Here is a 20848-nt window from a genome sequence, read left to right as displayed (position 1 = left end):
GGTCCGCGACCTCTTGGCATTTTATACCCCTTTTCTTATCTGATTGCTTAATACATCCAAAACCGCGTTTACATACTTATAGCCTTCCTGGGCACCGAATTCTTTCACTAATTCCAGTGCTTCGTCAATGATTACCTTATACGGCACATCTTTTCGATAAAGCAACTCATACGTGGCCAAACGCAATACTGCCAGTTCTATAGGATTTAAAGCGCTAATATCGCGATCTAAATGCGTTACCATCAATTCCTCAATAAGAGCAACCTGCTGGATGGTTCCCGTTACCAAATCTTTAAAATAAAGAAGATCTGCATCAGAAATATCATTTTCTTCAGAAAATTGATTAATTAAAGCATCTGCTGGTGTTTTCCCAAAAGCCCATTGATAGAGGGCTTGTAAGCCATAGCGCCGCGCGTTGTGGCGTTTATTATTTTTCATTAGATTTATTTCTGCTTTCTCTTTAAACGACGAATTTCATCGCGAAATGCATTGATATCTTGAAAGCTGCGATAGACCGAAGCAAATCGCACATAAGCAACTTCATCTAAAGCCCGTACTTTTTCCATTACTAACTCACCCACCAACTGAGAATTCACTTCACATTCTCCACTCGCTCACAATTTATGAATGATACGTTGAACAGCAGCTTCAATTTGCTCTGTACTGGATAGGGCGTTTTCTAACGCTTTCAATAATCCCGCACGGAGCTTTTCTTCATCAAATGTATGCGCGTCGGCCGTCTTGTTTAATGATCCGTGGTAGGTTTAATTCAGCCATTTCAAAAGTAGTAACTGTTCTTGGCATTTTAAACACTCACGGCAGCGACGCACTTGGGCGCTTTCTTCTACCAATCGCGAATCAATTACCTTGCTATCTTCTGCTTTACAAAAAAGGACAATACATTAGCAGAGCACCGTTTCTCGACTATATACGGGAAACTGCTGAGTTAATTTTCTTACTTTTTCTTTGATATCAGCAATTACATTTTTATTAGTTGGATCATCTAAGATATCGCAAATCCAATGGCCCAGTTGTGAAACTTCTTTTTCTTTAAAACCCCGCGTAGTAACGGCTGGCGTTCCAATTCGAAGACCACTTGTAATAAACGGTGAACGAATTTCTCCGGGTACTGTGTTTTTATTAACAGTAATGTTGGCCTGACCCAGTGCCAGCTCTGCGTCCTTCCCCGATATTTCTTTATCCAATAAGCTCACGAGAAACATGTGGTTTTGTGTGCCGCCTGAAACAACAGCATAATTGCGCTCCATTATTACGGCCACCATGACTTGAGCATTTTTTAAAATTTGTTGTGCATAAGATTTAAATTCCGGCTGCATGGCTTCCTTAAACGCTACAGCCTTTGCAGCGATCACATGCATCAAAGGACCGCCTTGTGAGCCCGGAAAAACCGCTGAATTTAAGCGCTTTTCCACTTCGGGATTTGCCTTAGCTAAAATCAGTCCGGAACGAGGCCCTCGCAGTGTTTTGTGAGTAGTGGTTGTCGTCACGTCTGCGATGTTAACGGGAGAAGGATAAACTCCGGCCGCCACCAAGCCTGCCACGTGGGCAATATCGGTCATAAAATAGGCATTAACGTTATCAGCCATTTCACGGAAGCGTTGCCAATCCACTATCCCAGAAAAAGCGGAAAATCCCGCCAAAATCACTTTTGGCCGATGCATCTTAGCCAACTGCGCTACTTGATCGTAATCAATATCGCCTTCTAAATTTAGTCCATAGTGAACTGCTTTATAAAATCTGCCCGAGAAACTCACTGGCGTACCATGTGTTAAATGCCCTCCATGTGACAGATCCATAGCCAACAAGTTATCCCCAGGATTCATAAGCGCCATGTACGCTTCTGCGTTAGCTTGCGAACCGGAATGAGGTTGGACATTGGCGTAGTCGGCCTTGAATAGGGTTTTCGCCCGATCAATAGCCAATTGCTCAGCAATATCAATAAATTCACAGCCCCCATAATAACGTTTATGAGGATAGCCTTCAGCATATTTATTCGTTAGAACAGATCCCTGAAGCTCTAACACCCGAGGACTCACGTAATTTTCTGAAGCAATTAACTCGATATGTTCTTCTTGCCGTTCCTCTTCGCCACAAACTGCTTGGGCAAGCTCGGGATCGAAGGCTTCTACCGTGAGACTGGGATCGTACATTTAAAAGCTCCTTAGTTGGACTAATAGCGCATTCTACCTGACCCCCGGAGACAATAGAATAGCAATTGGACTAAAGGGCCCGTATGAGAAAGGAAAGGAGACGAGGTCCCTTCTGGAGGGAGGGACTTGAATCCGCGAAGTGTTCACTTTCACTTTCGCAGGACTATCGCAAACCTGATTCGTGATCTTTTTACCTAATTTAAACAAACCCCAACTTCCACCAATGCTCAATGACGCCCTTAATAACGAGAATTTCCAGCCTGACAAACACAGCACGACACCCAAGCGGGGAAATACTCTGGGTCAAGGAAAGAATAAAACCCGCCACTCCCAACCCAAGAACAATGAGTGACAGAAATTCAATGTCATTTCTTCTTCCCTCTTGGCTCACGTAAACCGGCTGTCCCGTAATCACCGGTAAGCCTGCTCTGGAAAGTAGTGATTGAGCGGTTGAATCACAACGAGTATGGTTTCGGCTAATCTCACCCGAAACGGTCGTTTGGAAAACCCCTGTGACGGAAAGCTGATTTTCCCTGGGCAATTGCGCTAAAATCGCTCGGGCGTGTCCCGGATAGCCGAGTCGTTCATAGTAGTTCGCCATTTTCTCAGCCGTTCGTTTTACATCGCTAAAAGAAACTCTCTTCTTACAATAATCAGCCCACCCCGATTCCATTCGGCACTTGATTTCAATGAAATCCTCTTTATCGATCCTTTGATTACCAATCCAATGAGCGATTATGGCTTCTAATTCTTCATGAAGAAATCGAGCGGAGTCCGTAACCGGGCGATGATATAAATTCATCACACCGGAAATAATTAATTCTAATTGATGGCACTCTTCAGCACTTAATCGTCAATTTCGTAGCTCTGGGTGATCTGAGACATCCAGAGATTTAATCATTTCTAACAAAAGCTTATATGTGTCAACATCAATATATCGATACGCGCTCTCTTTAATCCGTATAGATTTTTCCACTATAGCGACAGGGGTATCCGATTTCTCTTTAATCGTGTAATCTCCGGGACAAATAAAATGACTACTTTTTGTATATCTATTTTCTGAAGCAACTGAATAATGATAATAGTGTCATATTTTAAATTTTTAAAAGCGCCGAAGCCCCAACTTCTATAAATTATTTCTTCTAGGCTGTTGTAATGAGGTTCATAGTCTGCTAGCACCAAAGCCTGAATAGATTCGGAGGTTCCTCCGTATGTTAAAAATAATTGGACCCACTCATCTTTGCCTTGCGCAATCATATCGCTTACTAACGGTATATAAGAGCGAATTAACCGTTAAATCTTCATTACGTCGGCGATCTTCTTCGGATAACAAATCATCAAAATCCAATTGAAATATTTTGCGAAGCCATTCTCGACCTTCCTGGTCGGAAGGGTTGACGACCCGTAGTAACCAGCCCATAAAAGTCGCAATCGGTCGCTTTATGGTTTCGGTATGACAATTTTTGAGTAATAACACCAATTTTTCCCATTCAGGATTTTCTCCCAATAAATACGAATACAATTACTAAAGGAAAATAATTTGAAAAAAGGAAAGCCAGGAAAAAATTGATCGGCTTCACCATCCTACATCCCCTATGCGCTATATCAAGAAGTTCCCAAAAGTGCCGTTACTTCTTGATACGATTTAATCATATTAATCCTAAAAAAAATTAGGCCTATTAAAATACATTGAAAAAAGCTTACTATCCGTTCTTAAATGAAGAAAGGTCTCTTTTTTTCTAAAAAAGAGCTGATTTCTTTTAAAAATTAATCAAAAATAACGGCTATAAGCTTAACAAAGAATTAAATAGCGACAGTTGCTGAATGGGCAGTGGATTATGTTTAGCACTAATTCACATCAATAAAGAAAATTATTGGGAAAAAAGGAAAGCGGGTAATTACCACGTTTTTTGGATTCTAAATTTTTTCTAAAACAGTCTGTAATTTATCCGTTGCGATAATTTCCATTTCTTCTGAAGGAAACTTGGGAGCATTTACTTTGGGAACAATCGCGCGTTTGAAGCCATGTTTTGCAGCCTCCTTAATGCGGTCTTGCCCGCTTTGAACGGGGCGAATTTCTCCTGCTAACCCCACTTCTCCAAACACAATTAAATCGGAAGCCATCGGTTTATTACGTAAACTCGAAAGCACAGCCAATAAAACGGCCAAATCCGTGCCAGTTTCAGTAATCCGCAAGCCACCCACAGCATTAACGAAAACATCTTGATTATAAGTAGCGACTCCACCGTGACGATGCAAGATGGCTAACAGCATGGATAAACGATTCTGTTCCAAACCCACGCTTACCCGGCGAGGATTTGCTAAATGACTTTCATCCACTAAGGCTTGCACTTCTACCAACAAAGGGCGACTGCCTTCCCACGTGACTGTAATTACGCTTCCAGAAACTGGCATTTCATATCTTGAGAGAAAAATAGCGGAAGGATTGTTTACTTGTTTTAACCCCGAATGGGTCATAGCAAACACACCAATTTCATTCACCGCCCCAAACCGATTTTTTACAGCACGAATAACCCGAAAATGACTATCATTTTTTTCTTCAAAATAAAGGACAGTATCTACCATGTGTTCTAGAACTCGTGGTCCAGCGATAGCCCCTTCCTTAGTGACATGACCCACAATGAATAAAGCAATTCCCTTTTGTTTTGCGAATTGCACAAGCCGTGCGGTACTTTCTCGTACTTGGCTAACTCCTCCGGGAGCAGAAGGTACACTGTCAGTATAAACCGTTTGAATGGAATCAACAACCATCACTTGGGGATGTAATTTTTCGGTTAAAGATAAAATTTGTTCGACGTGCGTTTCCGCTAATAAAGTTAATTTATCTTTAGGTAATTGTAACCGCTGTGCACGCACAGCAATTTGTTGTAGCGACTCCTCGCCCGTAATGTATAAAGTTGAATAATTATTCTGAATTTGACACAAAATTTGTAGCAACAAAGTAGATTTGCCTATTCCAGGGTCGCCGCCGATTAAGACAACTGAATCGGAAACCAACCCGCCTCCCAATACGTGATCAAATTCCGCAAGGCCCGTCGCTAAACGTGGTTGGGATTGTATATTCACATTGCTCAGCAGAGTAGGAATTGAAGAAGTCCAGGAAAACCCTAACGTCCGAGAATGGGAGGACTTTTTTACAGCCACCCAGTTAACAATAGTATTCCACTCTCCACAGTCTCGACATTGACCTTGCCATTGCACATATTGAGCGTCACAGTTTTGGCAAGAAAAAATTATTTTGGTTTTTGCCATTGTTCCTCTTGAATTAACTAAAGGAAAAAACCTAGAGCAGAAAAAACTTCACACTAAAGATTTTAAGCTAATTGCGGTTTAAAACTTTAGCAAGCTCTTTTGCGAAATAAGTAATAATAAAATCTGCTCCAGCCCAGTTTAATAGTTTAATTGCCACCAAACTTTCTACCATAGCGGCAGTTTCATCTAGACATCCTTGAGCCGCAGCCGCTTTAATCATTGGAAATTCTCCGCTAACTTGACAGGAACCCAACGGGATTTGAGGAAAACGCTGCTTAATTCGACAGGTTTTACCATTATTAAGATCCGTCCCTTCCGCATTATCAAGTTCTGCCTCGCGCAGTGCGGAACTCACATTAGCGGGGTCCATTTGATAAGTTTTACGATCACCAAATTAGAGAGCCCCTTCGGCTGCTTCACGAAAAGGTCCATACAAACTGGATGCGTACTTAATCGCCTAACTTAAAATAAGAATATCGCGTAAATTCCACTTTATCTAAACCGTGTCGAATTGCCTTAACTATGCCATCCACCATACCGCTGGGAGCAACGACATCAGCACCAGCTTAAACTAAGCTAATTGCCTGTTTAATTAATAATTCATTGGTTTGGTCATTATTGACATCATAATGACCTCGACTATTTTGATATACGACATCACAATGACCATGATTGGTATATTCACAAAAACATACATCAGCAATAAGCAAGAGCTGAGGAGCTTGCACCTTGATGCGTTGAATAGCGCGTTGAATGACGCCGTCCGTTTGGAAAGCGGTTGAACCGAGCGCATCCTTTTCGGTCAGGAATTCCAAATAAAATAACAGCAGGAATTTTTAATGCGGTAACTGCTTCAATTTCTTCATCCAATCGATCCACGCTCCATTGGTAATGTCCTGGCATAGAAACAATTGGATTTTTTATATCGTTACCACTACCACTACAGATAAATAAAGGTAAAACTAAATCGCTGATCGAGACTTGATGTTCAACAATTAATTTTTGCAAACTAGGGTGGTGTTGACGTAATCTCCGTAGTCAGATTGTGGGAAAGATTTCAAGAATGTCTAGCATAAGAATGTCTAATATAAATAATGTCTCCTCTCTCATCTGGCAAACTGTTCCGAAAGCATTGCGAACTTGGCCACCTATTTTTACGGTGGTTTGATATTTATGGCAATAGCGCGAGCCACGATGGTATTATTCATGCACAGACCGAACGACGACGTACGGTTACGTCTTAGCTGTTCATCCACTAGCCTCACGACCTATCGGTGTACGAGTCACCGCATTCGTCATATTAATTAGATCTTGTTCGTCCATTCGTTTCCCAACAAATTAACAATAACGCGACCTACCAATGCGCTGCCTAAAATACCAATCCAAGCTCCTTCTCCATGAAAGAACTCTGCTCCCAACAACCGCACCTGCCGCAGTACCTGCTATAGTGGCGCCGGGAATATTGTGACCTGGGGTACAACCCCAGCCAAGCCGACAACTAAAACAAAGGTAGAACCAATTATCGCAATTTTTTTTCATGGCCTTATCTTGCTTTGTGAATTATCTTCCAAGTTGATCCTCGATACTTTAGGGTATCAAGGGACGTTTACCAAAAGCATACCATCTTTTTCAAGGTCGATTAACCAGATATCCCTCAGCTACTTCCCGCGGGGTAGGAAGCTGACGGGAGGAAGTAAATGTACAGTGGCTTTTGGAAGGGAAGTGGTTTCCTATTTATAATCAAGATAAAAAAAGGAGTATTTACATGGAGTTGCTTGCCAAACAACTACCAGAATATCGATTATATCATAGCCAAAAAGCTAACAAAATTGCCCACTACATCCGTATTCCTGCAGTTATATTGGGCTTTCTTATTGCTTTAAGTTGGATCAGTATTTCAGTTGCAATTCGCTGGCAACATTAGTTTCGCATGGATCGGAGTAATCGCTCTTCTAGTTTATTATTATTTTAGTTTATTATTATTTCCTCAACGGTAAAGTTGGCTGTGGTGATGACGGTCATTATGGTTCTTATCATCTTTTGCTTTGTACCTGGATTGCTTTTCCTGCACCTACAACCTTCAGCTTCATTCTCTTTTTGATTTTATTTATTGGCGGAGTTCTGCTTCGTCTTATTGGTCACAGTTTTGAACAAACTAAAGGAGATTTTTCTACTTACCTTAAGTTTATGGCCATTACACCCTTATGCCTAGTGGTTGAGTTAATTCTGGCACTCGGTTTAGGAAAATGTTTCGATTTAGAAGAACCCACACAAACCGCACCCACTACCAAGACGACGACCAGGACTCCGCTGCTGCCACCCGTCCTCCGTCCTCGGTTTAAAATTAGTGGGTTTTTATCAGACGCCGGGGAGCAATTCGAGCGTCAGTGAGCACTTCTCCAATACCGATAAATTGATTGGCTTGAGTTCGTAACCGTACAAAGCCCTGGGTAGGAGCATGCGGTACCATTACAGGTTGTCCTTGCTGCAAATAAAAAACAGTCGCCTTACTTAACTTAAGGACGGGAAAATGGGCAACCATACTTTCAATCGGTAATAAATGACTATCCAAAGAATCTTTATTCTGGTTTTTATATTCTCGTTCTAAGCGTGCTAAAGAAACCATTTGATCTTCGAGATAATGAACTACGGTTAATCGACGTAAAGCTATTACATGAGCACCACATCCCAAGGCTTCACCTAAATCGTCCACTAAAGTTCTTACATAAGTGCCCTTACTACAATGCACATAAAGTTCAGCCATTTCCCCCTTAAAATCGAGCAAATTTAATTGATAAATAGTAATGCACCGGGATTTACGTTCGACTTCGATACCTTGGTGGGCTAATTTATATAAGGGTTGTCCTTTATATTTTAGCGCGGAATACATCGAAGGAGTCTGTTCAATTACCCCACAAAATGATGTCATTGTTTTTTCAAACTTATGTTTCGATAATTCAGGCACAGGACGTTGGGAAATAATTTCGGCTTCACTATCACCGCTCGCTGTACGGATTCCTAATCGAATTTTTACGAGATATGTTTTATCAGCGTCTAACAAATATTGAGAAAATTTGGTGGCTTCACCTAAGCATATCGGTAACATTCCATCGGCAAGAGGGTCTAAATTTCCGGTGTGCCCTGCTTTTTTCGCATGAAAGAAATTTTTAATTCGTTGCACCGCATTGTTAGAAGTAATTCCTCGAGGTTTATCTAATAACAAGACACCATCAATGGTTCGCTTTATAATTTTTTGTCCCTTACTCCTCACTATCATCTTGAATGGCTCGTTTGATAAGCAATGAAATTTTATCAGCTCTTTCAATGGTCTCATCGTAAGCAAACTTTAGTTTAGGGACATAACGAAATATAGCCGCTTCTGCGAGCAAATGCTGCAGGTAACCCGTGGCTTTATGGAAAGCCTTCTGAACTTCTTGGGGATTTTGCTCTTCGAGTAATGTATAAAAAACTTTAGCTTGCTTTAAATCTGGAGACACAGAAACAGCTGTTAAAGAAATTAGGGCTAATCGCGGATCGTGGACTTCTTTTTTGAGAAGTTCGGCTAGCTGCCGATGAATAAGGTAAGCCACTCGCTGTTGACGTTGACTTGGCATTACTAAGTAATCTTCCGTTCAACTTGAACTTTTTCGTAAACTTCAATTTGATCGTCTACTTTCACGTCATTGTAATTTTTTATGCCGATACCACATTCTATACCTTGACGAACTTCCGCTACGTCTTCTTTATAACGGCGCAAAGATTCTAATTGTCCTTCGTAAATAACCACGTTGTCACGTAACACACGAATAGGTAAATGACGGCGGACCACCCCTTCCACAACCATGCAGCCAGCAATGGCACCGAGTTTGGAAGAACGAAAAACTTCCCGAACTTGGACAAGGCCCATGATTTTTTCCTCGAATTCGGGAGCGAGTAATCTACTTAGAGCTTTTTTCACTTCATCAATTAAGTTGTAAATTACCCTGTAATAACGTAAATCAACACCTTCTCGTTCCACCAAAGCTCGCGTAGGTGGATCAGCCCGAACATTAAAGCCAATAACAACTGCATCGGATGCAATAGCTAAATGCACATCCGATTCCGTAATTCTACCTACCCCACTGGCAATAATATTTACCTTAACCTCATCAGTCGATAATTTATTGAGAGCTTCCGTCAAAGCTTCCAATGAACCTTGTACATCTGCTTTTAATAAAATATTTAAAGCACTTTGTTCGCCTTCATTCATGCGATCGAAGACACGTTCCAAATGAGCTGTTTGTTTTTTCGCTAAGCGAATTTCTCGGTATTTCCCTTGACGAAAGCGGGCAATTTCACGGGCTTTGCGTTCATCCTGAACTACTACCGCTTCTTCCCCCGCCGTGGCGGTACCTGAAAGCCCTAATACCTCGACAGGCATTGAAGGACCCGCTTGATAGCACGGTTGACCGTCATCACCAATCATGGCTCGGATTCGACCATATTCGCGGCCCACTAATAATATATCGCCTGTGTGCAATTCCCCACTCATTACTAAAACAGTAGCTACAGGGCCCCGACCCTTATCTAAACGAGATTCAATTACCATCCCTCGCGCAGGCCCCTTGTCTACAGCTTTTAATTCCAGCACCTCAGCCTGAAGCAAAATACGTTCCAATAAGAAATCGATGCCCTCACCCGTCTTTGCCGAAATTGGCTGGAACATGGTTTCTCCACCCCATTCTTCCGGAATAACCTCTTGTTTCGATAATTCAGTTTTAATTCGATCCGTGTCGGCTTCTAGTTTATCCATTTTATTAATGGCTACTACTAAGGGGACCTTCGCCGCTCGAGCATGTTGGATTGCTTCAATCGTCTGGGGCATTACCCCATCATCGGCGGCTACCACCAAGACTACAATATCTGTACATTTCGCTCCGCGAGCTCGCATAGCGGTAAATGCCTCATGTCCGGGCGTATCTAAGAAGGTGATCATTCCTAATTCGGTTTCTACATGATAAGCACCGATATGTTGAGTAATACCCCCAGCTTCAGTAGTCGTGACTTTAGTTCGACGAATGTAGTCTAAAAGCGATGTTTTTCCATGATCTACGTGGCCCATGATCGTCACCACTGGGGCCCGCAGTCGGGTTTCCTCCGCTACTTCTCCTAAAGTAACCTCCAAATTTTCTTCCACGGTATCATCTTTAATAAGCTTAGCTTTATGACCCATTTCTTCAACGACAATTGCCGCCGTTTCTTGGTCGATCCGCTGGTTAATAGTGACCATCGCCCCCATTTTTATCATGGTTTTTATAACTTCCGCAGCTTTTATAGACATCTTTCGGGCTAGATCTGCTACGGTGATGGATTCTGGAAGGGTTACCTCACGAATAACGGGAGCAGTTGGCTTTGCAAAGCTATGCTCAAGCCTTGAGCTAGCCTTATCTGTCTCGAAAGAACTTGGCTTACGTCGACGACGTTCCTCAGCAAGTTTTGACATATGGAGCTCTCCACGCTCCCATTCATCCTCTTCTTCGTTTTTACGTCCGCCTCGTGATTCTTTACGCGCCCCTTTTTTAGGGGCTCCTTTGCTTTCAGCGGGTTTCTTTTTAACTTCTGGGTTGACCGTAGATTCAGGAGCTACTTGTGGTTCCACAGCACTTGCTACTTCTCCTTCCTCAGCTCTTTTTGTTTCTGATAAGGCTGCTTTAGAGATAGTAGCAGGAGGCTCATGGGATACTTCTTTTTCGGATGTTTCTACGGGTCTTACATATGCACGCTTAGAGCGTATTTCTACATTAACGCTCTTCTTTCCCGATTTGACAACGCTCAGTTTCTTACGCTTTAAAATAATTTTTGAACGTTTTTTATCCGATGGTGAGCTACCAGCAGTTTTTAAATGCAGAAGCAATTTGCGTTTTTGATCATCAGTAACGGTTTGATCGACCTGAGAGATCGCAACGCCCGCCTCTTTTAGTTGCTCCAAAAGACGTTCCGGTGTTGTCCGCACTAAGTCGGCCAATTGTTTGACACTCATGTCAGCCATAATTTATTAACTCTTAACTTATTCTTCCGCAAACCAGTGAGCCCTTGCCGCCATAATTAATTTAGCAGCAGAGTCCTCATCAATATCAATGATCTCTTTTAAATCGTCCACTGATTTTTCCGCCAAATCTTCTCGAGTCGTTACTTCATGAGACAAGAGCTGACAGGCCAAATCTTTTGTCATACCTTCGACTGTCAATAAATCTTCTAGGGAATCTTTTTCTCCTAATCCTTCTTGATTGGCAATTTCTTGCGTGAGTAAAACGTCGCTCGCACGGCGTTGTAATTCGCTTGCGATCTCATCATCAAACCCTTCAACATTTTGAAGTTCCTCTTTTGGAACATAAGCTACTTCTTCTAAGCTAGTAAAACCTTCTTGGACTAAGGCATCCGCGACCTCTTCATCGACATCTAATTTTTCCATGAAAATAGATTTAACATTGCTGGCTTCTTTTTCATGTTTTTGCGCCATCTCGGTTTCGCTCATGACATTAAGCGTCCAACTGGTCAATTCGCTGGCCAAACGAACATTTTGCCCACTGCGCCCAATCGCTTGAGACAATTGTTCTTCGGGAACTGCAAGGTCCATGGTATGAGAATCTTCATCGACTACGATGGATGTAACTTCTGCCGGAGCCATGGCATTAATCACTAATTGTGCGGGATTATCATCCCATAAAATAATATCGATGCGCTCGCCTCCCAATTCATTGGAAACCGCTTGAACGCGCGATCCCCGCATTCCCACACAAGCGCCGATGGGATCAATTCGACCATCATTCGTTTTAACAGCAATTTTCGCCCGCGAACCAGGATCTCGTGCAGCACCTTTAATTTCAATTACTTCTTCACCAATTTCTGGTACTTCAATTTTGAACAATTCAATTAAAAATTCAGGTCGCGTACGGCTTACTAATAATTGAGGTCCTCGTTTATCCTGCCGAACAGCGGACAAATAAACACGTAAACGATCATTAACCCGGAAAGCCTCGCGCGGAATCATCTCTTCTCGAGGTAACAATGCTTCCGCATTCTCGCCCATATCCAAGATGATACTATCACGAGTAACTCGCTTAGCTACTCCAATAAGGAGTTCTCCCACCCGTTTTCCATAGTGTTGAATAATTTTTGCTCGTTCAGCTTCGCGGACTTTTTGAACAATAACTTGCTTAGCTTGTTGGGCCGCAATACGACCGAATTTTACCGACTCGACAGACTCTTCAACGACATCGCCTACTTCCAAATCAGAATCAATCTCCCGCGCTCGGCTTAAGGGAATTTGTTGACCGGGCGACTCTAAGGATTCCTCATCCTCCACTACTGTCCAACAGCGAAAAGTTTCATAATGCCCGCTTTTTTGATCAATAGATATATAAATTTTAACATCATCCTCATCGTAACGTTTTGCCGTCACAGTAGCTAAGGCCGCTTCGATAGCTTCGAAGATGACCTCTTTCGGGACTCCACGTTCGTTAGACATTGAGTCAACTATTAATAGAATATCTTTATTCATTTTTCAGCCCTCAAAAATCCGCCATCAAATTCGCTCTTTCTATTTCATCCCAGCCTATTTTCACTATCATATCGTCGGTTTCTAGAGTTACCCCCCCCTGCTTCGTCATCCACCATCTTAAATAATGCCGCAAATCTGGCGTTGCCCTTCTCGTAGCTTATATAAACGTATTTTCACTTTACGTCCCATAAATCGACGGTAATTACGAATCGTATTTAAAGGCCGTCCCAAACCCGGTGAGGAGATTTCCAAATTATAATGGCCACTTATAGGATCCTCCACATCCAGGACGGCACTGACTTGACGACTGATTTTGGCACAATCGTCAAGACTTATGCCTGCAGGACTATCTACGGTCACTCGCAACACATTTTGCCCTCCTTGTCAGGAAAGCTCACAACCCCCACTAACTCAAATTCGAGCGCTTCCACCGTGGGTTCGATTATGCGCTGTAGTGTTCCGTGCTCGATTCATCCCCTTCCCTCAAAAATAAAAAAGGGCATACAGCCCCTCCCTCATCTAAAAACATACCCTTGACGGGATTTTACTTAATCTCTAAATCTCTGGTAGCGGGGGTAGGATTTGAACCTACGACCTTCGGGTTATGAGCCCGACGAGCTGCCAAACTGCTCCACCCCGCATCGACATCGCATTAATATTATAGGGATTATATTATAGATAAATCAATCAAATGACAAGCTTCGTGAATTTTATAACAATGCGGATAAAATTAGGGGTAAGCCTTTGAGTTGCAAGTTCGACATCCCCCGCTTCTTGGGTTTCGCCTGTTCTTGTACCCTCTTGGGATGAGCGATCATTACTACCGCATTGACTAGGATGATGAACGCCCGTGACTCGCCCATGACTGTGGAATCACTTCCAGATTCTAGTAAAAGCTGTATTTAAATTCCTTTCCTTCTTCGTAAAAGAAGGTAAGCGGTACGGATATTAGCGGCACCAAATGAAGGACCCAATCCCAACAGAAGGATTGCCATAATAATTTCAGGCAATAAAAATGCTAGTGCGATCATAGTGATAAATGGAGCTGCAATCATGGGGTTTTTCCAGCAACTGGAGGAGTTCGTAGTGGGGATTTACATGCTTTTTTGTTTTCCAATAAGTTACGCACTCTGTAACTCTATTCCTATCACTAAGCCGAACGAATGTAGAAATATTTTGTCATCATTCTGTGATACATCTGCACGAGAATAAGCAGGTTACCCCATGATAATAGGAGCTCCATGGCATTTTAACATCGAGCCAAAACAACTTAAAGTACTTCCCGTGACATGTCGATCTCTCTTCCTATCAATGACTGAAAGGCTATCTTATCGGAATTAATGATTTCTTAAAGGATACCACCTTTTTTAAATTAATGTTCCCCTAAGCAATAAATGCTGACATAGTCCTCTGACTATCACTGGCCCACCGATGACTTGATACTTGCGGTAGTTGCTTCGAAAATCATCACCTAAATGATTGCTAGGTCCAAAAAATCAAAAAGCCAGATATGAAAGAGCATATAACCAACCCGGGAAAATGCCTATAAAGAGCACGGCTAGACCATTAATGGAAATAGCGATTTTCATTTCGAGCGAATATTGAATAGGTTCAAGAGGAAGAGCAGAGTTTTCAAAATACATCACCTTCACTACTCGAATGTAATAATAGGTGCCCACAATGGCAAATAAAACGGCAAGAACCGCAAGCCATACCAAGTGCACTTTTATTAAAGCATCAAGAACACCCACCTTAGCGATGAACCCCACCAATGGTGGGAGGCCTGCCAAAGAAAATAAAGTCAACATCATCATGAAAGCTAACCACGGATTGCGATCGTTTAATCCAGCGAAATCTTTAATATTTTCAGCTTCAAAGCCACTTCGGCTCATTAAAATGACCATCCCAAAACCACCTAAGGTCATAAAACTATAGGTAATAATATAAAACATAGCTGCTACATAACCTTCTTTCGTCCCACATAAAACGCCAAGCAACATATAACCCATGTGAGCGATCGACGAATAAGCCAACATTCGTTTAATATTTGATTGTGCAATAGCCGCGAAATTTCCAATACCCATAGATAAAATTGCAACTACTACGAGCACTTGATGCCACTGCCCCTGCAAAGCCGGCATGGCATTTACCAATAAACGAATAACCATAGCAAAGGCCGCTATTTTTGGTGCCGTGGAAATAAATAAAGTTACCGAACTTGGCGCTCCCTCATAAACATCAGGAATCCATATATGAAAAGGCGCTGCTCCTACTTTAAAAGCAATGCCCGCGATCATAAATACTAAGCCAAAGACTAAAATCAAATTTTGATGGACAGGAGTTTGACTTACTGCTGCGGCAATTTCGGTTAAATCTAAGCTGCGAGTAGCGCCGAAAACCATGGACATACCATAAATTAACATTCCTGAGGCGATAGCACCAATAACAAAATACTTCATTCCAGCTTCAACACAATGAGTTTTTCGACGTTCCATAGCAACCATAGCGTAAGTAGGAAGAGAAAATAATTCGAGGCCCAAGAAAACCATAATCAAATTATGCGAAGAAACCAAAACCATCATTCCTAACAAGGACAAAAGACCTAACACGTAAAATTCCGTAACGGGAATTTTACGTTCTTGATTATATTCCCGTGCATAGAGAAAAGTGAAAAAGACCGCCAAATAAATGAAGAGCTTCAGATAAACCGACAAATAATCCAAAACAAATAGGCAATGAAATGTAAAGATCCTTTCTGAAAATTCGCTTACTGAAAAAACACGCCATGTTAACAAAAAAACTACTACTAAAGTAATTTGGGCGAGATAATAGAGAATCTGTGAATATCTAACAAAAAAAATACCCACCATCAAAATTACCAATGCCATAAATAATACAAATATTTCCGGTAAGGCAGGAATTAAGTTTGGTAACGTGGATGACATATCGTTAACCTTCTACAATTTTGATTGCAAGGCTTCTTGCAATAATTGTCCAATGGATGTGTGAAATACATTTAGTAAAGAATTGGGATAAACGCCAATACAAACAACGGCTACTGTTATTAATATAAAAATAATTTTGTCAATTAAGCCAATATCAGTTAACCCAGCAACTGAAGCGTTAGTGATTGAGCCATAAAATACGCGCTTATACATCCATAAAGTATATACTGCCCCAATAACTAATGTAGAAGCAGCCAAAAAGGTTATTCCAAAGCTGGTCTTAAATGTACTGAGTAAAATCATAAACTCACCTACAAAGCCTGACGTTCCCGGCAAACCCACATTTGACATTGAGAAAACCATAAAAAAGGCAGCAAAATAAGGCATAGTTTTAGCAATACCCCCGAAATCGCGAATATAGCGGGAATGAAGTTGCTCATAGAGCATCCCAAACGCCAAAAACATCGCTCCGGCACCAAAAGCATGAGAAATCATCTGGACCATTGCTCCTTCCAGACTTAAATAGGCGTCTTGACGATTACCGGTATGCGCCATGATCATAAATAACATAAATGCGCCTAGAGTAACGAATCCCATATGAGCGACAGAGGAGTAGGCTATTAATTTCTTCATATCTGTTTGGGCAATGGCAATAAAACCAATATACACAATGGCCATTAAAGAAAGTCCGATCATCAACCAATCTAAATGACGGCTGGCGTCGGGGACAATGGGCAAACTAAACCGCAAAAATCCATAACCTCCTAATTTCAACATCAATGCAGCTAGGACTACCGAACCCCCCACCGGAGCCTCGGTATGCGCATCAGGTAACCACGTATGAAAAGGCCACATCGGCACTTTAATAGCAAAAGCAAAGAAAAAGCCTAAGAAAACTAAAATTTGAATGGTCATTCCCATATGCAGTCGATAATAATCAAGAATGTAAAAACTGCCCGAATACGTACGCAAATATAACAAGGTCACTAATAATAAAGCGGAGCCTAAAAAGGTATATAAGAAAAATTTAATAGCGGCATAGGAACGTTTTTCCATTCCCCAAATACCTATGCTGAGGTACATAGGAATCAACATAGCTTCCCAAAAGAAATAAAAAAGCATCGCATCCAGCGAAGAAAGAACCCCCACCACAGCACCTTGCATTATCAAAAAAGCAGCTAAATATTGGCCTATTTTTTTCTTAACCATCGTCCAAGAAGCCAATACAACCAATAAAGTAGTAAAACAGGTGAGCAGCACTAGTGGCATTGAAATTCCATCCACGCCGAGGTCGTAATTTATTTTAAGCGCCGGAATCCACCTTAAATGCTGAGTAAATTGCATTGCCACAGCAGTGGTATCAAAACTAAAATAAAGTGGGATACAAAGCGTCAGAGAAATTAAAGCAATAATCAGCGCCAATACACGCGCTTGAGTTGCTCGCTCGGGATTATTGAGCATCGCAACAGAAATAGCCCCCAAAATGGGTAACCAAATAAGTGTACTCAATAAAGGTATATGTTCAAACATCATTGATTTAAGCCAATACCAACCAAATTAAAAAAGCCAACAAACCTAAAATCATTACAAAAACGTAATGATAAATGTAACCCGATTGCAATCGACGCATTAATCGCGCCACCCGTATCGCGTTTCGTCCTAAACCATCTACGATAAAATGATCTAGTATTTTCAGATCACCCACTCGAAAAAAGAAATTAGCTAACACTCGTCCACCTCGGACAAAGACAAACCAATTAAATGTATCAAAACCATATTTGGCTACTAAAATTCGATGTAACCAAGGCAATCGTTGCTCGAGCAACCTAGGAATATGTGGTCGAGCAATCGTCATCACCCAAGCAGAAAAAATGCCCAAAGCGGAAGTCCAAAATTGCGATGTAACAACAGAATGATAAGCCATATAAAAAACATTGTGAAATTCTGCTCGCATCGCTTGTAAAATATCGTAGCGAGGCAAAACTTTAATACTGGAACCTAATAAATTAGGCTCACGATAGAGCATCCAGTAAATAAGAATTGCTCCTAATATTACTGAGGGTATGCTTAAAATCCATTGAGAGCCTCTCATGTTCCAAGGCGTTTCTTTGATAGGTTTTAATTCGGTTGCCATTCGTTCTGAAGTATGGAAGGTTAAAAAAAATGCGCGAAAAATATAATAGCCTGTGACGAAAGCTCCTAAAAGTAAACAAATATAAGCATACTGAGCTCCGGGAATAGTCGAATGGAAAACCGCTTCAATAATAGCGTCCTTAGAATAAAAGCCTGCAAACGGAGGAATGGCTGCTAAAGATAAGGCTCCAATTAGAAAAGATATATAGGTTACAGGTAAATATTTGCGAAGATTACCCATTTTACGCATATCTTGCTCATGATGTAGCGCAATAATGACCGATCCAGTCGACAGGAATAATAAAGCTTTAAAACAAGCATGCGTTAATAAATGAAATATTCCTGCTGAATAGGCAGAAGCCCCATTAGCCGCTATCATATAACCCAATTGAGACATCGTGGAGAACGCAATAACCCGTTTAATGTCAAATTCAACGAAAGCCAATAAACCTGTCAAAAGCGCAGTTGTGGCGCCAATAACCAAAACCGTACTCAAAGCTACTTGAGATAATTCAAAAAGAGGTGACATCCGGGCCACTAAAAATACCCCAGCTGTTACCATTGTTGCTGCATGAATTAATGCTGAGATAGGTGTTGGGCCTTCCATCGATTCAGGTAACCACACATGTAAAGGCATTTGAGCGGATTTCCCCATGGCGCCAATAAAAAATAAAATGCAAATTACCGTAAGAACGGACCAATGGAGGCCCGGAAAAATACTGATTGTCGTTTGTGAAATTCCCGAAGCTGCAGAAAATACTGTATAGTAATCGAGACTTCCAAAATAATCTAAAATAGCAGCCATTCCGAGAATAAATCCGAAATCTCCTACTCGATTAACCAAAAAAGCTTTTAAACTACCCGCCGCCGCCGATTCTTTTTCAAACCAGAAGCCAATCAATAAATAAGAAACTAACCCCACTCCTTCCCAACCAAAAAATAATTGGAAGAAATTATTGGCGATCACCAAGATCAACATGGCAAAAGTAAACATGGACATGTAAGAAAAAAATCGCTGATAACCCAGATCCCCAGCCATGTAACCAATACTGTATATATGAACTACCAAGGAAATAAAGGTAACAATCAACATCATAACAGCGGTTAAGGAGTCCACCATAAAACCCACAGTAAAATGAAATTCACCGCTGATCCCCCAAGTGTAGATCGTTCCATAATAATGACCACCATCTACAACCACTAACATAAAAACCCAAAAGGCGCTTAGAAAGGAAATAGTCATTAAACTAATAGTGACCCATTGCGCTCCTCGTCGCCCAATTGGTTTTCCACCCAATCCCGCGATCAAACACCCTAATAAAGGGGCTAAAACAATAACTAAGGTCAGAATCTTAATCATGCTTTGGTTAACCCTTTAAAATATTCATATCATCGACATTAATACTGCCACGACGGCGATAAAATAAAACCAAAATTGCTAAGCCAATAGCTGACTCGGCTGCTGCTACAGTTAAAATAAAAAATACAAACAACTCCCCTGACCTGACTCCTAAATATTGAGCAAAGGCAATAAAATTGGTATTAACTGCTAACAGCATAAGTTCAATACACATTAACAGTATGATTAAATTTTTTCGGTTGATAATAATTCCGGCAAAACCCAAGCCGAATAAAATAGCGCCGATTATTAAAAAATAACCTAGAGGAATCATGTTTTCTCTATCTCCATCTTCACTAATCGCAAGCGATCCGATTTTTTAACCTCCAATTGCTCAGGAATTCGTTGCGCCTTGGTATTGGGTTTGCGGCCATGAAACGCTAATGTAATTGCTGCAATAATAGCGACAAGCAAGATGACAGCTGCAATTTGGAAAGGATAGAGATAATCAATGTAAAGAAGACTTCCTATGGCCTTAACGTTACTAAAATTGGTAGACACGCGAGGGAATGAAACAGCAGTAATTCCAAAGCGACGGGGACTTACTACTACAATCATCGTGGCTATTAATAAAAACATTGCAATTAAACCAAAAGGCAAAAATCTTATAAATTTTTCTTGTATTTTAGAAAGATGAATATTCAGCATCATTACGACAAATAAAAATAAAGTCATGACCGCACCAACGTAGACGAAGATTAACACCAGAGCTAAAAACTCGGCTTGCATCATCATCCACAAAATAGCGCTAGCAAAAAATGCGAGCACGAGGAAAAGGACAGCATGTACCGGGTTACGCGATATAATTACCATCACCGCAGCTGCAATTAAAACAGCTGCAAAAATAAAAAATATGACCTCGTATATTGGAAACATTTATTTGGCTTAATATTTTTTATCTATATTTTTTATCCTTCGCCCGATCCTTTGCAATTTGCTCCACGTACATATCCCCAATCATCAATAATTTTTCCTTTGTCAGAATATTTTCACCGCGATTTTTAATGCTGTAATGCATTTCAGGAGTCAATACGATGGCATCCACAGGACATGCCTCTTCACAAAAGCCGCAATTAATACATTTAAATGCATCGATATCATAAACTGTCGTACGACGCGAGCCATCTTTCGCACGTGGAGCTGCCTCGATGGTAATAGCCAAAGAAGGACAAACAGCTTCACATAATTTACAAGCAATACAGCGTTCCTCTCCATTGGGATAACGTCGCAAAGCGAGCATACCTCGAAAACGAAATGATCTGGGGACCTCTTCATCAGGATAATGAATTGTAATCTTCTTTTTATAAAAATAACGTAAAGTTAAGGAGAGCCCCTTCAGGAGCTCCCACAAAGTGAAGCTTTTAATAATTTGTTTTAAACGTTTCAT

At 41.2% G+C, this 20848-nt stretch carries 19 protein-coding genes, 1 tRNA gene and 3 pseudogenes; 1 reads left to right on the top strand and 22 read right to left on the bottom strand.

Annotated features, from left to right (window positions below):
• Nucleotides 1–21 precede the first annotated feature (21 nt).
• The 8 genes and pseudogenes from nusB to CleRt_RS13065 form a co-directional block, all read right to left on the bottom strand.
• Nucleotides 22–438 (bottom strand): transcription antitermination factor NusB, encoded by a 417-nt coding sequence (nusB, locus tag CleRt_RS02015; protein ID WP_048875002.1) that lies wholly within the window; start codon nt 436–438, stop codon nt 22–24.
• Nucleotides 439–443: 5 nt separating this feature from the next.
• A pseudogene (nrdR, locus tag CleRt_RS02010) lies at nt 444–903 on the bottom strand (transcriptional regulator NrdR).
• A complete protein-coding gene (glyA, locus tag CleRt_RS02005) occupies nt 903–2171 on the bottom strand; it encodes a serine hydroxymethyltransferase (protein ID WP_048875001.1) in 1269 nt (422 codons plus the stop codon). The pseudogene nrdR and the gene glyA overlap by 1 nt, the downstream one beginning before the upstream one ends.
• Before the next feature lie 199 nt (nt 2172–2370).
• Complete coding sequence (locus tag CleRt_RS02000; RefSeq protein ID WP_048875000.1) at nt 2371–2973, bottom strand: hypothetical protein; 603 nt, start codon at nt 2971–2973, stop codon at nt 2371–2373.
• A 432-nt stretch (nt 2974–3405) separates the two neighbouring features.
• The gene (locus tag CleRt_RS01990; protein ID WP_162198810.1) at nt 3406–3648 is read right to left on the bottom strand and encodes a hypothetical protein; all 243 of its coding nucleotides are present in this window, start codon (nt 3646–3648) and stop codon (nt 3406–3408) included.
• Nucleotides 3649–4088: 440 nt separating this feature from the next.
• Entirely contained in the window at nt 4089–5444 is a 1356-nt protein-coding gene (gene radA / locus CleRt_RS01985; protein ID WP_048874997.1) for a DNA repair protein RadA, read from the bottom strand.
• 67 nt (nt 5445–5511) lie between these two features.
• Nucleotides 5512–5814: a porphobilinogen synthase gene (locus CleRt_RS13070; protein ID WP_306686790.1), complete on the bottom strand. Its 303-nt coding sequence runs from the start codon at nt 5812–5814 to the stop codon at nt 5512–5514.
• A gap of 79 nt (nt 5815–5893) precedes the next feature.
• Nucleotides 5894–6452 (bottom strand): annotated as a pseudogene (locus tag CleRt_RS13065) (porphobilinogen synthase).
• A gap of 1032 nt (nt 6453–7484) precedes the next feature.
• Here CleRt_RS13065 and CleRt_RS11400 point away from each other — a divergent pair.
• Nucleotides 7485–7835 carry a hypothetical protein gene (locus CleRt_RS11400; protein WP_235379150.1) on the top strand — a complete coding sequence of 117 codons (351 nt, stop codon included), beginning with the start codon at nt 7485–7487 and terminating at the stop codon, nt 7833–7835.
• Here the strand turns inward: CleRt_RS11400 and truB are convergent.
• From truB to nuoI, 14 genes and pseudogenes are all read right to left on the bottom strand, one after another.
• Nucleotides 7789–8718: a tRNA pseudouridine(55) synthase TruB gene (gene truB / locus CleRt_RS01965; RefSeq protein WP_442778092.1), complete on the bottom strand. Its 930-nt coding sequence runs from the start codon at nt 8716–8718 to the stop codon at nt 7789–7791. The genes CleRt_RS11400 and truB overlap by 47 nt on opposite strands.
• Nucleotides 8705–9058, bottom strand: a complete 354-nt coding sequence (gene rbfA, locus CleRt_RS01960) for a 30S ribosome-binding factor RbfA (RefSeq protein WP_048874995.1) — start codon at nt 9056–9058, stop codon at nt 8705–8707. The genes truB and rbfA overlap by 14 nt, the downstream gene beginning before the upstream one ends.
• 2 nt (nt 9059–9060) lie before the next feature.
• On the bottom strand, nt 9061–11472 hold the full coding sequence (gene infB, locus CleRt_RS01955) for a translation initiation factor IF-2 (RefSeq protein ID WP_048874994.1): 2412 nt from the start codon (nt 11470–11472) through the stop codon (nt 9061–9063).
• A gap of 18 nt (nt 11473–11490) precedes the next feature.
• Nucleotides 11491–12984: a transcription termination factor NusA gene (nusA, locus tag CleRt_RS01950; RefSeq protein WP_048874993.1), complete on the bottom strand. Its 1494-nt coding sequence runs from the start codon at nt 12982–12984 to the stop codon at nt 11491–11493.
• 10 nt (nt 12985–12994) lie between these two features.
• Nucleotides 12995–13454: pseudogene (gene rimP, locus CleRt_RS13060) on the bottom strand (ribosome maturation factor RimP).
• 94 nt (nt 13455–13548) lie between these two features.
• Nucleotides 13549–13625 (bottom strand) — tRNA-Met (locus tag CleRt_RS01940).
• A gap of 69 nt (nt 13626–13694) precedes the next feature.
• Nucleotides 13695–13847, bottom strand: coding sequence for a hypothetical protein (locus CleRt_RS09825; protein WP_157843707.1), 153 nt, complete (start codon nt 13845–13847; stop codon nt 13695–13697).
• Nucleotides 13848–13886: 39 nt separating this feature from the next.
• A complete protein-coding gene (locus CleRt_RS09820) occupies nt 13887–14039 on the bottom strand; it encodes a hypothetical protein (protein WP_157870796.1) in 153 nt (50 codons plus the stop codon).
• 441 nt (nt 14040–14480) lie between these two features.
• Nucleotides 14481–15929, bottom strand: a complete 1449-nt coding sequence (nuoN, locus tag CleRt_RS01935; RefSeq protein WP_048874992.1) for an NADH-quinone oxidoreductase subunit NuoN — start codon at nt 15927–15929, stop codon at nt 14481–14483.
• Nucleotides 15930–15941: 12 nt separating this feature from the next.
• Nucleotides 15942–17462, bottom strand: coding sequence for a complex I subunit 4 family protein (locus CleRt_RS01930; protein WP_082160404.1), 1521 nt, complete (start codon nt 17460–17462; stop codon nt 15942–15944).
• Nucleotides 17463–17466: 4 nt separating this feature from the next.
• A complete protein-coding gene (nuoL, locus tag CleRt_RS01925) occupies nt 17467–19422 on the bottom strand; it encodes an NADH-quinone oxidoreductase subunit L (RefSeq protein WP_048874990.1) in 1956 nt (651 codons plus the stop codon).
• Nucleotides 19423–19429: 7 nt separating this feature from the next.
• Nucleotides 19430–19735 (bottom strand): NADH-quinone oxidoreductase subunit NuoK, encoded by a 306-nt coding sequence (nuoK, locus tag CleRt_RS01920; protein WP_048874989.1) that lies wholly within the window; start codon nt 19733–19735, stop codon nt 19430–19432.
• The gene (locus CleRt_RS01915; RefSeq protein WP_082160403.1) at nt 19732–20337 is read right to left on the bottom strand and encodes an NADH-quinone oxidoreductase subunit J; all 606 of its coding nucleotides are present in this window, start codon (nt 20335–20337) and stop codon (nt 19732–19734) included. The genes nuoK and CleRt_RS01915 overlap by 4 nt, the downstream gene beginning before the upstream one ends.
• A gap of 19 nt (nt 20338–20356) precedes the next feature.
• On the bottom strand, nt 20357–20848 hold the full coding sequence (nuoI, locus tag CleRt_RS01910; protein ID WP_048874988.1) for an NADH-quinone oxidoreductase subunit NuoI: 492 nt from the start codon (nt 20846–20848) through the stop codon (nt 20357–20359).

The sequence above is a fragment of the Candidatus Coxiella mudrowiae genome, from assembly GCA_001077715.1.
Lineage (GTDB): Bacteria > Pseudomonadota > Gammaproteobacteria > Coxiellales > Coxiellaceae > Coxiella > Coxiella mudrowiae.
Note: the sequence above shows the minus strand (reverse complement) of the source record. Positions and strands in the feature narration are given on the sequence as shown.

Coding starts and splice junctions, on each gene's coding strand:
- nusB (WP_048875002.1), bottom strand. CDS start 438: ATGAAAAATAATAAACGCCACAACGCGCGGCGCTATGGCTTACAAGCC.
- glyA (WP_048875001.1), bottom strand. CDS start 2,171: ATGTACGATCCCAGTCTCACGGTAGAAGCCTTCGATCCCGAGCTTGCC.
- CleRt_RS02000 (WP_048875000.1), bottom strand. CDS start 2,973: ATGAATTTATATCATCGCCCGGTTACGGACTCCGCTCGATTTCTTCAT.
- radA (WP_048874997.1), bottom strand. CDS start 5,444: ATGGCAAAAACCAAAATAATTTTTTCTTGCCAAAACTGTGACGCTCAA.
- CleRt_RS13070 (WP_306686790.1), bottom strand. CDS start 5,814: ATGGACCCCGCTAATGTGAGTTCCGCACTGCGCGAGGCAGAACTTGAT.
- rbfA (WP_048874995.1), bottom strand. CDS start 9,058: ATGCCAAGTCAACGTCAACAGCGAGTGGCTTACCTTATTCATCGGCAG.
- infB (WP_048874994.1), bottom strand. CDS start 11,472: ATGGCTGACATGAGTGTCAAACAATTGGCCGACTTAGTGCGGACAACA.
- nusA (WP_048874993.1), bottom strand. CDS start 12,984: ATGAATAAAGATATTCTATTAATAGTTGACTCAATGTCTAACGAACGT.
- CleRt_RS09825 (WP_157843707.1), bottom strand. CDS start 13,847: ATGGGCGAGTCACGGGCGTTCATCATCCTAGTCAATGCGGTAGTAATG.
- CleRt_RS09820 (WP_157870796.1), bottom strand. CDS start 14,039: ATGATTGCAGCTCCATTTATCACTATGATCGCACTAGCATTTTTATTG.
- nuoN (WP_048874992.1), bottom strand. CDS start 15,929: ATGTCATCCACGTTACCAAACTTAATTCCTGCCTTACCGGAAATATTT.
- CleRt_RS01930 (WP_082160404.1), bottom strand. CDS start 17,462: ATGATGTTTGAACATATACCTTTATTGAGTACACTTATTTGGTTACCC.
- nuoL (WP_048874990.1), bottom strand. CDS start 19,422: ATGATTAAGATTCTGACCTTAGTTATTGTTTTAGCCCCTTTATTAGGG.
- nuoK (WP_048874989.1), bottom strand. CDS start 19,735: ATGATTCCTCTAGGTTATTTTTTAATAATCGGCGCTATTTTATTCGGC.
- CleRt_RS01915 (WP_082160403.1), bottom strand. CDS start 20,337: ATGTTTCCAATATACGAGGTCATATTTTTTATTTTTGCAGCTGTTTTA.
- nuoI (WP_048874988.1), bottom strand. CDS start 20,848: ATGAAACGTTTAAAACAAATTATTAAAAGCTTCACTTTGTGGGAGCTC.